Raw genomic sequence first — 14,252 nt, forward strand, 5'->3', positions numbered from 1 at the left:
CGCCGGTGGACGAACCGGTGCGGCGCCCGTGCCGGCCGTCCGCCGAGGCTCAGGTCCGGTAGCGCGGGTTCGTGTTGTGCCACTCGAACCCGCCGCCCATCCACGCCCGCAGCCCGCGCAGGAACCGGTGCAGCTCCGGGGACGGCAGCGCCGACAGCTCCCGGTGCCCGGCCTCGAAGTCGCGGACCAGCCGGTTGTGCAGCTCGACGGTGACCTCGGTGGCCTCCCGCACCGAGCACTGCCGGTCGGCGGCGATCTGGAGGACCATGTTGCACACCGGCGTCTCGTCGGCGGCGTCCTTGGCCACCGACAGCAGGTCGTTCACCACCACCGACGCCGTGCCGGCCTGGATCGCCGCCCGGCGGACCCGCGGCTCGTAGTACAGGTTCGCCGGCACCTCGTAACCGCCGACCGCGTCCACCAGCGTCATCGACGTGTAGAAGCTGTCGTGCTGCCGTGCGGCGAGGTACTCCCAGGCCGGCGGGTACTCGCCGGTGTACCGCCACGCCCCGTAGGTGTTCCAGCTGACGAACATCGCGAACGTCGAGTAGCAGGCCCGCTGCACCTGGGCCGGGGTGCCGTACCTGGTCAGGTGCTCCACGCCCGAGCGCAACGCGACCAGCACCGGGTCGGAGCGCAGCGCTTCCTCCAGCGGGGCCGTGAACTCGCCGACGTCCGGCACCGGGTCCATGGCCGCCATCGCCAGCGCGAGCTTCGGCGGCAGCGCGGTGGGCGTCGCCCCCATCCCGCTGTCGTCGGCGTACAGGTCGTCGGCGGCCCACCACGCGGCGTTCAGCTTGGCCGCGATCAGCAGGTGCTCGGGGTCGTCGGTGTCGGTGTGGGTGAGCACGGCCAGCCGACCGAAGCCCGCGCCGCGCAGCTGGTCCAGTTCCCCGCCGCGGAACCCGCAGTCCCGCGCCCACCCGACCAGCAGGTCCTCGACGACTTCGACCAGGGCGTCGTCGGTCCGCTCGACGACCGGCACGTACAGCGGGGACGCCGACCCGTCGCCCCACGGCCGGAGCGCGTAGGCGGGGTCGTGGACGGGCGCGTCCGCGCTGGCGGCGATGGCAGCGGCGGTGTCGGCAGCGGCAGCGTCGGTAGCCGCAGGGGCGGCAGCGGTCAGGACCTGGGCGAACCGGGCCGCGATACGTGCTGCGGAGGTACCCAGCCCGGTCGGCGTGGTCCAGTCGGCGGTCGCCTGCGCGGCGGGGGCGGTGTCCGTCACGAGGTCCGAGCCTGGCAGCCCCGCGCCCCGGCCGGCATCCACCGGCCGGGGGCAGGCCTCGCACTATCGAGTGGTTCACCCGGTCGCGCCCCGTGAGCCGCGGGTCCGGCACCTCGCCGGACCCGCTCGGCGTCGCGCCGGGGCTAGACCGCCCCGGTGTTCATCGTGTGCAGGATGGTGTGCTGGTCGATCCGGTCACCGGTCAGCTCCGCGCACACCGTCCCCTTGTGGAACACCACGACCCGGTCGCACGCCGACACCAGCTCGTCCAGGTCGGTCGAGCACAGCACCACGACCTTGCCCGCGTCGGCGACGCTGCGCAGCAGCGCGTGGATCTCCGCCCGCGCGCCCAGGTCCACCCCTCGCGTGGGGTCGTCGAGCAGCAGCACCGAAGGATCGGCCGCCAGCCACTTCGCCAGCACCACCTTCTGCTGGTTGCCGCCGGACAGCAGCCCGGCCCGGGCGTCCACGTTCGGCGGCTGCACCCGCACCCGCGCCGCCAGCTCCCGCGCCGACTCCCGCAGCGCGCCGGTGCGCAGCAGCCCGGCACCGGCCAGTGCCACCGGCCGGACCTGCGCGATGTTCTCCCACACCGGCTTGTCCAGCATCAACCCGACCCGCCGCCGGTCGCCGGACACCAGCGCCACCCCGGCCGCGATCGCCGAGCGGAAGTCGCGCGGCGTGCCGCCGCCCGGCAACGTCACCGCGCCGTGGCTCGGTCGCCGGATGCCCGCGATCACCTCCAACGCCGTGGTGTGCCCGGAGCCGGCCAGCCCTGCCAGCCCGACGATCTCGCCACCGGCGCAGGTCAGGTCGACCTTCGTCAGCCGGTCGGGCACCGACACCTCGCGCAGCTCCAGCTTCGCCGCGTTCGGCTTGCCGGTGGTCCGCACCGGCGTGGGCAGGTCCTGGCCGAGCATGGCGTGCACGATGTCACCGATGGTCAGGTCGGCCCGCGGCTGGGCGTCCAGCACGGTCCGGCCCTCGCGGAGCACGGTGATCTCGTCGCAGAGGTTCATCACCTCTTCGAGGATGTGCGACACGAACACGACCGCGACCTCGCGGTCCCGCAGCACCCGCAGGATGTCCAGCAGGCGGGCGGAGCTGTCCTTGTCCAGCGCCGACGTCGGTTCGTCCAGGATCAGCACCCGCGGCTGCACGATGAGCGCCTTGGCGATCTCGACGAGCTGGCGCTGGGCCAGCGACAGCGAACCGAGCTTGACCCGCGGGTCGATGTCCAGGCCGAGCTGCTTGAGCACCGGCACTGCCCGCTCCGCCATCGTCCCGCGGTCGAGCAGCGGGCCGCGGGTCGGCTCGCGCATCGGGTAGAGGTTCGCCAGCACGTCCAGGTCGGGGAACAGGTTGAGTTCCTGCGACACCACGGCGACCCCGTTGGTGGCCGCCTGGGCCGTGCTGGCGAACGCGACTTCCGCGCCCGCCAGCCGCAGCGTGCCCGCGTCCGGCGTCACCGCCCCGGTGATCACCTTGATCAGCGTGGACTTGCCCGCGCCGTTCTCGCCCAGCAGCGCGTGCACCGAGCCGGGGCGCAGCGTCAGGTCCGCTCCGGCCAGCGCCGTGACGCCGCCGTAGGCCTTGGTGATCCCCTGTGCGGTGAGGGCGTGCATCAGTTGGCCTCCCCGATGGGCCTGATGTACTTCGACGGGTCGGCCAGCTGCTTGTCGGTCTCCGCCTTGAACGCGGCCTTGCGGGAGTCCTCGTCCTTCTGGCGGTTCATGATCTGGTCGATGTTGGCCGCGTTGACCACCAGCGAGCCGGTGTTCCACCAGCCCTTGGGCAGCTCCTTGCCGGTGCGCTTGTGCTCGGCCAGCAGGCGCAGCGCCACGTAGCCCTTCATCCAGTGCTCGGGCGAGGCCAGCGCGAACACGTAGCCGTCCTTGACCGCCTGCAGCGCCGAGACGTCCGGGTCGCACGAGCCCGCGAGGAACTTGCGGCCGGTGTTCTTCTGGATCAGCGCCAGCGACACCGCGTCCTGCGCGCCGACGCCGAGGTAGCCGATCGCGTCCGGGTTCGACTTGACGATGTCGTTCCACTTGTTGAAGTTCGACGTCGGCTCCGAGCCGGAGTCGAACGGGCCGCTGATCTTCAGGCCCGGCCGCTTGGCCTCGATGACCGACTTCATCCCGTCCAGCCGCTGCTGCAGCAGGGTCAGGCCGGGGATCGCGTTGCCCAGCACGACCTGGCCGGTCGCGTTCTCCGGGACCTGCTTGACGAACTCCTCGCCGAGCAGCTTGCCCAGCTCGGTGTTGCTGTTGCCGATGAACAGGTCGACCTTGGTGCCCGCCGGGGGGGCGGTGTCCACCGCGACCACCGGCACGCCGAGGTCGGTGGCCTGGTTGAGCGGCCGCACGAACAGGTCCGGCGTCAGCGTCTCCAGCGCCACCCCGTCCTTGGAGTTGCGGATCGCCGACTGGAACAGCGACACCTCCTGCGGTCCGTCCACCCCGGACGGGGCGCTCAGCGCCAGTTCCACGTTGCCGGCGTCGGCCGCGCCGGCCTTCGCGCCGAACGCCATCTCCTGGAACGGATTCTGCGTCGAGGTGGCGTAGACGAACGCCATCTTGAGCGGCGCGTTCGCGGACGGCTCCGCCGTGCCACAGCCGGCGAGCAGACCGGCGACGGCCAATGCCGCCACGTACCGATGGGGACGCATCAGGACCTCATTTCCTACGCGGGGTTTCACAGTCCGAGCATTGATTCACGTGCCCGCTGGCGGCTGCGCAACGCGCTGTCCACCCCGACGGCCAGCAGGACGACCAGACCGGTGGCGAAGCCGCTCCAGTTCGCGGGGATGTTGAAGTAGACCAGTCCGCTGGAGACGACGCCGAGGAGGATCGCTCCGAACACCGCGCCGACCACGGTCGCGACGCCGCCGCGCAGCGGCGTGCCACCGATCACCGCCGCCGCGATGGCCTGGAGCTCGAACCCGATGCCGATGTTCGGATCACCGGACGTGAAGAAGGCCAGGCCCAGCACGCCCGCCAACCCGGCCACCGCGCCGACCAGCACCAGCACGTACAGCCGGGTGCGCGCGATGGAGATGCCGGAGAACGCGGCGGCGTCCGGGTTGGACCCGATGGACCGCACCCGGTAGCCGAACGGCGTCCAGCGCAGCAGCACGGTGAGCCCGACGGTGACCACGATGAGGATCCACACGCTCACCGGCAGTCCCAGCAGGTCGCCGCCGAGCACGGAGAAGAACGAGTGCTCCAGCGGCAGCCCGGTCACCTGCTGCCCGTCTCCGAGGGCGACCGCGAGTCCTCGGTAGAGCTGCATCGTCGCCAGCGTGGCCACGAACGCCGGGATCGCGATGTGCCGGACCACCAGCGCGTTCGCCAGGCCGAGGATCGCACCCAGCACGATGCCCGCCCCGCACGCCAGCCAGGGGTCGAACCCGTCCCGCATCAGCAGCGCCGACGTGATCAGGGAAAGCCCGAACATGGCGCCCACGGACAGGTCGATCTCGCGCATCGCCAGCAGGAACGCCATGCCCGCCGCGAGCAGCGCCACGTACACCGAATTGTTCAGGACGTCCTTCAACTGCCCGACCGTGAGGAAGGCCGGGCGCAGCACGCCGATGACGAGCACCAGCAGGATCGTCGCGATCAGCACGCTGCTGGATTCCGCGCGCAACACCTGCTTGCCGAATCCGACGATCGACTTTCCCCCGCTCTTCGCGGGAATACGTCGGTCAACCTCGGTCATGCCGCCTCCGTCCGCCTGTTACGGCCCCCAGCGTGCGGCGGCGACCGGACGAACGCTTGCCCGATGGCGAACACCCGTTGACCCCCAGCGCACCGGCTGTGGCCGGGCACACAGCAAGTCGGCAGGGCATAACTAGCGTCTGCGGCCATGGGCAGCATCGAGGGCAAGGTGGCGCTGGTGACCGGCGCCGGTTCGGGTATCGGCGAGGCGGTCGCCCGCAGGCTGGACGCCGAGGGCGCACTGGTGGCCGCGCTGGACGTGGACTCGACCGGTGCGGAACTCACCGCGGGTCTGCTGACGCGGGGCATGGCGGTGATCGCCGACGTGGCCGACTCCGCGCAGGTGGACGAGGCGGTGCGGACGGTCGTGGACACCTACGGCCGGCTGGACATCCTGGTCAACAACGCGGGCATCCGGGGTGGTCAGGAGGCCGACGAGGCGTTCGGCCGGCTCGCCGCGCGGCTGGAGGAGGAGGCGTCCGGGACGCCCACGACAGTGCTCGAAGCGACGGTGAACATCAGCGACGAGGCGTGGCACCGGATGCTCGGCGTCCACTTGGACGGCACGTTCTACGGCACGCGCGCCGCGCTGCGCCACATGCGCAGCGGCGCGGTGATCGTGAACGTGTCGTCCATCTGCGGCCTCACCGGCTGCGCCCACATCCCACACTACTCGGCGGCCAAGGCCGGCATCGAGGGCTTCACCAGGGCGGTGGCCCGTGACGTCGCGCCGCAGGGCATCCGGGTCAACTGCATCGCACCCGGTTACATCGACACTCCGCTGGGTGACGTGATGGCGCCCGTGGTGCGGCGTGACCTGGAGCGGCAGATCTCCTTGGGACGGTTCGGCCTGCCGACCGAGATCGCGTCGGCCGTGGCGTTCCTGGTCGGGCCGGACGGCACGTACGTGACCGGGCAGACGTTGAGCCCCAACGGTGGTTTCGTGATCAGCTGACGGCCGGACCGGACACGTGGTGCCCGGTGTGGCGGGCGGCCCGGTGCCCGGCCGGGTAACCGGCGCTCGCCGGGTCGAACGGGACCGACGTCCGCCACAAGCCGGCGTCGGTCCCGTTCCGTCAGGTCACGTGTACCGCACGTGGTGGCCCTGGTCAGCGGGCCGTCATGAACTTCTCGCGGGGCAGCGCGCGGTCCACGACGCGCAGGTCGCCGAGCCACCCGTGGTAGGACTTCTCCACGATCCGGTCATAGGCATAGGCGCCGACCAGCCACGGGTCGCCCGCAGTCGAGATGCCCGTCGCCGGGGTCGACGGGTTGCGCAGCAGTTCGGAGCCCTCCACGTAGAGCCTGGTGTGCCGGCCGTCGTTGACGACCGCGACGTGCCACCAGGTGTCCTCGTCCATCTCGTGACCCCAGTTGGTGGACAGGGCGTTGCGGTTCTTCGGGAACACCGCCCACTGCAACCCGCCGCCGCCGGCCACGTTGAGCGTGCAGATCGGTTCCTTCGGGTCGTCGCCGGTCTTGCCGGCCGCCGCGCCCGGCGCGAGCTTGGTGAACAGGCCGCACCACGGGTGGGCGAAGCCCTTGGGCAGCTTGATGAAGGTCTCGATGGTGTAACCGCGCTCGAACGTCATCCGGTTCAGCGGCGCGTTGTCCACCGTGGACAGGTAGCCGTTCCTGTCGAAGAACCTGCTGCCATGGCTCGGGGAGTCGGCGTGGTGGTCGTCGGTGGCCGTGAGCGCGCCGACCTGGCGCAGGTCGTTGCCGTTGCCGGACAGGTCCTTGAGCGAGTCGGACCGCCAGTAGGCGACGGTGCCCTGGACGAGCAGGTCGCGCGCGGGACGTGCCGGGCGGACCGGGACGGGCGCGAAACCCGCGAACCGCTCGGCGAAGTCGATCGGCACGCTGAACCGGTCGGCGTCACCGGTCAACTCGATCTCCCTGCGCTCCAACGTGTTCAGCGACCTCTTGGCGAGCAGCCACGGTGAGAACGTGCGCACGTCGATGACGTTGCGCGCGAGGTCGAAGTGGTACAGCCGGATCATCGCGCTGCCGCCGTAGTAGCGGTCCTGGTAGTTCGTGATGTGCACGTGCACGTCGTTGCCCGCCGCGTTGCGCAGCACGGCACGGGCGGGCGGCCAGAAGTGGCCGTTCAAGGTCAGGAAGACCTGGTCGCTGTCCTTGACCAGGTCGTCCCACAGCCGCCGGCCGTAGTCGGAGAGCTCGGCGTCGCCGGCTTCGCCCGGCTGCACCAGTTCGTGCGTGGTGAGGATGACCGGCAGCGTGGGGTGCTTGGCGAGCACCCCGCGCGCCCAGCCGAAACCCCTGTCCGACATCCGCCAGTCCAGCGCGAGCACCAGCCACTCCCGGCCCGCCGCCCGGAACACGTGGTAGCTGTTGTAGCCGTCCGGGCTCGCACCCCGGAACGTGGGCGACTCGCGGAACCGGTGCGGCCCGAACTCGTCCAGGTACGGGGTCCGGCCGCGCTGGTCGTCGGTGCGGGGATCCAGGTCGTGGTTGCCCGCGAGCACGCTGTAGCCGACCCGGCGCCGGTCCAACGTCCGGAACGAGCGCCCGATGTCCTCGATCTCGCTCTCCAGCCCGTTCTCGGTGAGGTCGCCGAGGTGCGCGATGAACGCGATGTCGTCCTGCCGGTGGTCGACCAGGTACCGCAGCGCCGCGTCGAGCGGTTCGGCATCACCCCGGTCCCGGTCGAACAGGTACTGGGTGTCCGGGATCACCGCGAGGGTGAACCGGTCGCCGCCGGTGTCCGGGCGGCCACCGGTCCGGCCGTCCGGTGCGGCGACGGCGGGAGCGGGGACCAGGGTGCTCGCGGCGGCAACGCCGGTACCCAGCAGGAACGTGCGGCGGGTCGTCATGCCGAGGATGCTAAGTCGGCTCCCACAACGGCCGACGAACCGCGCGTGAACCCTTCCCCCGTTGTCGCGGCAGGACGTTCTGCCCACTTCGACAGACCTGTGTGGACGGAATGCCGCGACTCCGCGCCGGCCTGCGACCCGGCGACCGCACCGCACCGCCGACACGCCGAGCCGGTTCATTTCCGCACACGATTTGCTGGTTTCCGGGTAGGTTGCGGGCCATGACCGAACAGCAGGAGGTCCTCGCGGACTTCGGCGCGGCCGGCGTGCTCGCGGGGCTGCGCTGGGCGTACCTGTCGGCGACCAACCGTGCGCTGGAGGACTACTCCGAGGCCGACGGCCACGACGCGGCCTGGCTCGGCAACACCCGGTTCACCCTGTTCCGCAACCGGCTGGACCGGGTCTTCCACTGCGAGCGCTACGCCGCGCCCGAGGAGGACTCCGGCCTGGACGAGCTCTACGCCCGGCTGTCCGGGCGGGACATCGACACCATGCCGCGGGTCGAGCCCGGCGTGGTGCGGCGGTCCAACCTCAACAACAGCCCCGGCTGGGCGGTCGGCGCGCGCCGGTTCCTGCTCGCCGCCGGTGAGTTCGGCAAGCTGGACGAGCTGGCGTGGGCCCGGCGCAGCACCACCAAGCAGCGGGTCGCCCTCCAGCGCGAGCCGCACCCGGCGCAGCCGTCGCTGTTCGAGCACCTGGCCGAGGAGGAGGTGGGCGGCCTGTTCGCGCTCTCCACCCGCAGCCTGGACCTGGACACCTACGTGGTCGCGCACAGCCTGGACCCGGTCAGCAGGCAGGCCGAGCTGATCCTCGGCCGCGCCCGGCTCAACGCGGGCGGCGGCCCGGCGTGGGCGTGGCGCACCGACGTCCTGCGGATGCCGGCCGCCGGCGGGAGCCGCCGCACGCCCAAGCCGGTGCCCGTGGGGCCCGACACCGCCCCGGACGCCCCGGTGCGCCTGCGCGGCCGGGCCGGGCAGCCCGGCTTCGACCAGCCCGCCGACCGGGCGCACGACAGCCGTGCCGACCGGCCCGACCGGCGCGGCGGTCGCGCCGGCGGTGAGCGGTGAGCCCTCGCACCCCCGCGCGGGCGGCGGACGTCGCCCCGCTGTTCGACGGAGCACGGCTCACGCTGGCCAGGAGGCTGGCCGGTCTGCGCAAGAGCGACCTGGCCGGTCGGGTGGGCAAGAGCCCGACCGCCGTCGCGGCCTGGGAGTCCGGCGCGAAGCGGCCCACCGCCGCGACCGTGGCCCAGCTCGCCCTGAGCCTGTCCGTGGACCCCGGTTTCTTCGCCGTGCGCGCGGACGACGTGGCCGCGCCGAGCACCACGCCGCACTTCCGCTCGCTGCGCTCCACCAGCCAGCTCGCCCGCGACCAGGCGTCCGCCTACGGGCAGGTGGCGGTGGACGTGGTGGCGAGCCTGGAGCGGCACGTCGAGTTCCCCGAGGCGGACGTGCCCAGCCTGCCGGTGCCGGTGGACGACCCGGACGGCGACGGCCCCGAACGCGCCGCGCGGCTGGTCCGCGAGCAGTGGGGGACGGGGTCCGGTCCGGTCGGGCACCTGGTGCGGCTGCTGGAGAACCGCGGTGTGCTGGTGGTGTTCAGCCCGCCGCAGGCGGCGTCCGTGGACGCGTACTCGTTCGACAGCGGGCTGCGGCCGGTGGTGGTGCTCAACCCGGTCAAGCGCGACTACTACCGGCAGCGGTTCGACGTCGCGCACGAGCTGGGCCACCTCGTGATGCACGGCGACGCCGAGCCGGGCGGCCGGGCCGTGGAGGACCAGGCGCACCGGTTCGCCGCCGAGTTCCTGATGCCCGCCGACGTGATCCGCGACCTGCTGCCCGCGTCCATGGGCGGCGCGGTGTGGCCGACCCTCGCGCGCCTCAAGGAGCAGTGGGGCGTGAGCCTCCAGGCGCTGCTCTACCGGGCACGCTGGCTGGGGCGCCTGGGCGACGTGTCCTACCGCAACGCCATGACGACCATCTCCACCCGTGGCTGGCGGCGCAGCGAACCGGGTCTGGTGGCCGCCATCGAACAGCCGTCGCTGCTGCCCCGCGCGGTGGAACTGCTGGCGCAGGAGGGGATCGGCGACGACCTGCTGATCCAGCAGTGCCGGGTGCCCGCCGAGCTGTTCCGCACCGTGACGGCACGGACGCCGGACCTGCCCGCGGCGGAGCAGGACGCCACCCGCGCACGGGTGGTGTCCATCCTGGACCGCGGAGCCGCTTCGCCTAGGGGATGAAGATTTGCCCCGTCTGCGCGCCCTCCACCGAACGCACGTAGCTCCGGGCGACGACGGCGAGGTCGACCGGCGGCATACCGGGGAAGAAGTCGCCGTAGTCGGCGAGGCTCTCGGTGAACACGGTGGGGCTCACGGCGTTCACGCGCCGGGGTGCGATCTCGACGGCGGCGGCGCGGACGAAGGACTCCACGGCGCCGTTCGCCATCGACGCCGCGCTGCCGGCGACGATGGGCTAGCGGGCCAGCACGCCGGTGACGAGGGTGAACGACCCGCGTTCGGCGATCCGGGACACACCCTGCCGGACCAGTTCCACGGCGCAGGCCCTGTACCGGGAGCCGCGGATCGCCGCCGTGCCGGAGAACGACCCGTTGGCGCTGCGAGACGTCGTGCGGCCGGCGGACTTGGCGGACCAGCCGGTCGCGCTGTGCTCGACGGCCGCCACCACGAGCGCCGACCTGTGGCCGGACGGCCTGCGCCCCGCCACGTTCGAGGTGCCGGGGGTGGACGAGTGGCTGACCACGATCGCGACCGGCGACGCGGTGGGGGCACCACCGATGCCACCGGCCACAGCCACCCGCACCCCGGCATCCGCTACCTGCCGCCGGCCGACGCCGGGCCGGTGACCGTGCACCTGGTGTGGCCGCGCAGGCCCACGCACCCGGCGACCCTCGCGTTCCGCGAACACGTCGCCGCGCTGCTCGGCCGGGCAGTCCACCCCCGGTAGCCGGGTCGTCGACCGGTCGGGCCGTCGACGCGCCACCGGGGGTGTCCGCCGCTCAGTCGTCGTCCTCCGCGCCCTTCAGCTCCCACGTCCCGCGCCGGCGCACCACCAGCAGGTAGTACAGCGCCGACACCACGCCGATCCCGGCCGTGATCAGCAGGCTCGGCCGGCCGATCACCGGGTCCATGGCGTTCTGCCAGACCACGTAGGCGAGGGCGGCGAGCGCCAGCACGGGCGCGACCGGGAACCACGGCATCCGGTACGCGGCGTGCTCGGTGCTCTTGTTGCGCCGTCCGTTGAGCACCGCCAGGCACAGCGCCGCGTACACCGCGACGATCGACGTGGCGGTCACCACGAGCAGCAGGTCCTTGTCCACGAAGCACAACGCGGTGGCGAACGCGCCGGTCGCGATGGTGGCGATCCACGGCGTGCCGGTGCGCGGGTGGACGGCGGCGAGGGCCCGGCTGATCGTGCCCGGCCACGCCGCGTCCCGGCCGGTGCTGAACACCATCCGGGACGTGATGAGGATGATCGCCAGCACGGCGTTGAGGATCGCCAGGGCGACCGCCAGGCTGATCACCGTGTTCACCGTGGACCCCGCCTGCGCGGTGACGAAGTAGCCCATCATGTTCTCGGCGGCGAACAGCTCCTCCAGCGACGGCGCGCCCAGCAGCACGGCGGTCACCGGGATCAGCTCGGACGCCACGGTGATCGCCAGCGCCCACAGGATGGCGCGGGCGATGCCCCGGTGCGCGTTCGTGGTCTCCTCGCCGAAGTACACCGCCGAGCCGTAACCGTTGTAGGAGAAGATCGCCACGGCCGCCGCGGCGGTGATCAGGCCGAGCGCGGCGGGACCGACGACACCGTCCGACGCGGCCACCGGGGCGGTGATCAGCTCGCCCAGCGGGCGGGCCGGGTCGAACAGCCCCAGTGCGCTCACCACGAGCAGGGCGATCATCTCGATGACCAGGAAGACGCCAGTGATCCACGCGTTGAGCTTCACGTCGAACACCGCCAGCGCGGTCACCAGCGCCGTGGTCACGGCCGCCACCAGCGGACCGGGCAGGCCGGGGATCAGCACCTCCAGGTACGTCCCCACGCCCAGCGCGATGACCGCGATGATCAGCAGCTGGGTGACCATCAGCAGGCCGAGCGTGACGAAGCCGGGCAGCTTGCCCAGGGTGCGCGCGACGATGGCGTACTCGCCGCCGGTGAGCGGGTAGGCCGACGCCAGTTCGGCGTACACGAACGCCATGAACACGCCCACCACGGCCGCGACCACGAAGCTCCAGAACGCGCCGCTGCCCGCCTGCGCCACCACGCCCGGCGCGATGATGAAGACCGAGGACGCGGGCGAGATCGCGGAGAGCGTGATGAGCAGCGTGCCGAGCACTTTCAGGCCCCGGCGCAGGACCGGGGCGGACGTCGGGCCGGACTGCCGGTCGGGTGGTGCGGTTGAGGACGACGACGGATCCGTCATGGCGGTCTCCTCGGTCGTGGTTCTTTGACTGGCCATCAAAGAACCCGGCGCGGCTGTAGTCAATACCACGTCGAGAAACGAATGTGTTTCGGTGCACCGCACTTGCGTTCTTTGATGATCGGCCGAAGAATCGGGCACATGCCGAGACCCAGCCGGGCCCACGAGAAGCGCGGCGAGCTGGTCGCCGCCGCGCGCCAGGCCGTCCTGAACCGGGGTGTGCTCGACCTGCGCCTGCGCGACGTCGCAGACCAGGCGGCCATGTCCACCGGGTCGGTCCTGTACTACTTCCCGACCTTGGGCGACCTGCTCTACGAGGTGCAGCGGGAGGCGATCGAGCGGTTCTGCGTGGACCGCGAGCAGGCCGCCCGCCGCGAACCGGACCCGCGCCGGCGGCTGGTCGGCACGATCCGGGCGGGCCTGCCCACCGGTCAGGACGACGAGCTGTGCGTGCTGATCTACGAACTCGGCGCGTACGCCCGCCGCGACCCGGCCTACGCCGCCCAGCACATCCGGCTGTGCGAGCGCCAGGTCGCCCTCTACACGGCGATCCTGGAGACCGGCGCGGCCACCGGCGTGTTCGACCTGACGAGGGACGCGACCACCATCGCCCGCGCCCTGGTCGCCCTGGAAGACGGCCTCGGCCTGCACATCACGCAGGCCGTGCCCACGTTCACCACCCCACAGGCCGAGGCGATCCTGCTGGCGTACGCGGCCGACGCTACCCGATGCGACCTGGAGGCGTGAATGCGCGCACGTGACCTCGGCCTGCGACTGCTCGGCGACACCGGACCGCACAACGCGATCACCGACGTGCCCGGCGTGGAGGTCGGCTACACCACGCTGATCGAGGGCGACGCGGTCCGGACCGGCGTGACCGCGATCCTGCCGCGCGGGCGTGCCGACTTCGACGTGCCGTGCACGGCCGGCTGGTTCTCGTTGAACGGCAACGGCGAGATGACCGGCACCGCCCTGCTCAGCGAGACCGGTGCGCTCCGGCTGCCGGTGCTGATCACCAACACGCACGCGGTCGGCCCGTGCCACCGGGGCGTGATCGACTGGGTGGGCCGGGAGAAGCCCGAAGTCGCCGACCAGTGGCTGCTGCCGGTCGTCGCGGAGACCTGGGACGGCTACCTCAACGACATCAACGGCCCGCACATCCAGCCCGCCCACGCCATCGCGGCGATCGACAACGCCCGGCCCGGTCCGGTCGCCGAAGGATCGGTCGGCGGCGGCACCGGGATGAACTGCTACGCGTTCAAGGGCGGCAGCGGCACGTCCTCGCGCGTGGTCCCGTACGGCTCCGACAGCTACACCGTCGGCGCGTTCGTGCAGGCGAACTTCGGCTCCCGCAAGGAACTCACGGTGTGCGGGGTGCCGGTCGGCGGAGCACTGGCCGACGACAACCCGATGGAGGACGGCGACTGGAAGTCGCCGCCCGGGGCGGGCTCGGTGATCGCCGTGATCGCCACCGACGCGCCCTTGCTGCCCGGCCAGTGCACGGCGCTGGCCCGGCGCGTCCCGCTCGGCCTGGCGCGCACCGGCACCACCGGGTCGCACTTCTCCGGCGACATCTTCCTCGCGTTCTCCACCGGCAACGCGTCCACGCAGACGCCGTCCGCGTTCCCCGAGGGGGAGCCCGGCTACGACCACCTGCGGCACGTGCCGTGGAACCGGATGGACGACTTCTTCGCGGCGGTCGTGCACGCGGTGGAGGAGGCGGTGCTCAACGCCCTGCTGGGGGCGACGACCATGGTGGGCCGCAACGGCCGCCGTTCGCCGGGCCTGCCGGTGGACCGCCTGGCCGAACTGGTGCGGTAGGTTCCGCCTCGTCGTCGGGCGTGCGCACGGGGTGCGGGTCGCCTGGGCGAGGTCGTGCAGGGTGCGGTCGCCTGCACGCGGTGGTGCACGGGTGTGGGTCGCCTGCGCGAGGTGGTGCACGGGTGTGGGTCGCCTGCGCGAGGTGGTGTCCGCCTCGGATCGCCGCGGGGATGTCCGGTTCCCGGCGGTGCGCCCGGTGGCGGCTGC

Annotated in this window: 13 protein-coding genes and 1 pseudogene; 7 read left to right on the forward strand and 7 right to left on the reverse strand. The window is 72.2% G+C overall.

Features of this window, described 5'->3' with window-relative positions; all coding sequences use genetic code 11:
• Positions 1-49: 49 nt before the first annotated feature.
• The 4 genes from FHS29_RS18145 to FHS29_RS18160 form a co-directional block, all read right to left on the reverse strand.
• Complete coding sequence (locus FHS29_RS18145) at positions 50-1,228, reverse strand: family 2 encapsulin nanocompartment cargo protein terpene cyclase (RefSeq protein WP_184691871.1); 1,179 nt, start codon at positions 1,226-1,228, stop codon at positions 50-52.
• A 143-nt stretch (positions 1,229-1,371) separates the two neighbouring features.
• Positions 1,372-2,853, reverse strand: a complete 1,482-nt coding sequence (locus tag FHS29_RS18150; RefSeq protein WP_184691873.1) for a sugar ABC transporter ATP-binding protein — start codon at positions 2,851-2,853, stop codon at positions 1,372-1,374.
• Positions 2,853-3,899, reverse strand: coding sequence for a sugar ABC transporter substrate-binding protein (locus FHS29_RS18155; protein WP_184691875.1), 1,047 nt, complete (start codon positions 3,897-3,899; stop codon positions 2,853-2,855). The genes FHS29_RS18150 and FHS29_RS18155 overlap by 1 nt, the downstream gene beginning before the upstream one ends.
• Positions 3,900-3,925: 26 nt before the next feature.
• Positions 3,926-4,951, reverse strand: coding sequence for an ABC transporter permease (locus FHS29_RS18160; RefSeq protein WP_184691877.1), 1,026 nt, complete (start codon positions 4,949-4,951; stop codon positions 3,926-3,928).
• 147 nt (positions 4,952-5,098) lie between these two features.
• Here FHS29_RS18160 and FHS29_RS18165 point away from each other — a divergent pair, with 147 nt between their 5' ends.
• A complete protein-coding gene (locus FHS29_RS18165) occupies positions 5,099-5,905 on the forward strand; it encodes an SDR family NAD(P)-dependent oxidoreductase (protein ID WP_184691879.1) in 807 nt (268 codons plus the stop codon).
• Positions 5,906-6,059: 154 nt separating this feature from the next.
• On the opposite strand, the gene FHS29_RS18170 is transcribed toward FHS29_RS18165, so the two are convergent.
• Positions 6,060-7,787 (reverse strand): LamG-like jellyroll fold domain-containing protein, encoded by a 1,728-nt coding sequence (locus tag FHS29_RS18170; RefSeq protein ID WP_184691881.1) that lies wholly within the window; start codon positions 7,785-7,787, stop codon positions 6,060-6,062.
• A 221-nt stretch (positions 7,788-8,008) separates the two neighbouring features.
• On the opposite strand from FHS29_RS18170, the gene FHS29_RS18175 reads away from it, so the two are divergent.
• Together FHS29_RS18175 and FHS29_RS18180 are read left to right on the forward strand one after the other, a co-directional pair.
• Positions 8,009-8,854: a hypothetical protein gene (locus FHS29_RS18175; RefSeq protein WP_184691883.1), complete on the forward strand. Its 846-nt coding sequence runs from the start codon at positions 8,009-8,011 to the stop codon at positions 8,852-8,854.
• Positions 8,851-10,026 (forward strand): helix-turn-helix domain-containing protein, encoded by a 1,176-nt coding sequence (locus tag FHS29_RS18180; RefSeq protein WP_184691885.1) that lies wholly within the window; start codon positions 8,851-8,853, stop codon positions 10,024-10,026. The genes FHS29_RS18175 and FHS29_RS18180 overlap by 4 nt, the downstream gene beginning before the upstream one ends.
• Here FHS29_RS18180 and FHS29_RS18185 read toward each other — a convergent pair.
• On the reverse strand, positions 10,016-10,231 hold the full coding sequence (locus tag FHS29_RS18185) for a Rossmann-fold NAD(P)-binding domain-containing protein (protein WP_246440435.1): 216 nt from the start codon (positions 10,229-10,231) through the stop codon (positions 10,016-10,018). The genes FHS29_RS18180 and FHS29_RS18185 overlap by 11 nt on opposite strands.
• 55 nt (positions 10,232-10,286) lie before the next feature.
• Here FHS29_RS18185 and FHS29_RS38150 point away from each other — a divergent pair.
• Both FHS29_RS38150 and FHS29_RS38155 read left to right on the forward strand, forming a co-directional pair.
• A pseudogene (locus FHS29_RS38150) lies at positions 10,287-10,514 on the forward strand (LysR substrate-binding domain-containing protein); the annotation flags it as partial.
• Positions 10,515-10,534: 20 nt separating this feature from the next.
• Positions 10,535-10,750 carry a type 2 periplasmic-binding domain-containing protein gene (locus tag FHS29_RS38155; protein ID WP_312864996.1) on the forward strand — a complete coding sequence of 72 codons (216 nt, stop codon included), beginning with the start codon at positions 10,535-10,537 and terminating at the stop codon, positions 10,748-10,750.
• A gap of 52 nt (positions 10,751-10,802) precedes the next feature.
• Here the strand turns inward: FHS29_RS38155 and FHS29_RS18195 are convergent, their stop codons facing one another.
• Positions 10,803-12,227 carry an APC family permease gene (locus FHS29_RS18195; protein WP_246440436.1) on the reverse strand — a complete coding sequence of 475 codons (1,425 nt, stop codon included), beginning with the start codon at positions 12,225-12,227 and terminating at the stop codon, positions 10,803-10,805.
• Between the two features lie 138 nt (positions 12,228-12,365).
• Here FHS29_RS18195 and FHS29_RS18200 point away from each other — a divergent pair, with 138 nt between their 5' ends.
• Positions 12,366-12,971: a TetR/AcrR family transcriptional regulator gene (locus FHS29_RS18200; protein WP_184691887.1), complete on the forward strand. Its 606-nt coding sequence runs from the start codon at positions 12,366-12,368 to the stop codon at positions 12,969-12,971.
• A complete protein-coding gene (locus FHS29_RS18205; protein WP_184691889.1) occupies positions 12,972-14,045 on the forward strand; it encodes a DmpA family aminopeptidase in 1,074 nt (357 codons plus the stop codon).
• Positions 14,046-14,252: the final 207 nt, after the last annotated feature.

Source organism: Saccharothrix tamanrassetensis, assembly GCF_014203665.1.
Taxonomy (GTDB): domain Bacteria; phylum Actinomycetota; class Actinomycetes; order Mycobacteriales; family Pseudonocardiaceae; genus Actinosynnema; species Actinosynnema tamanrassetense.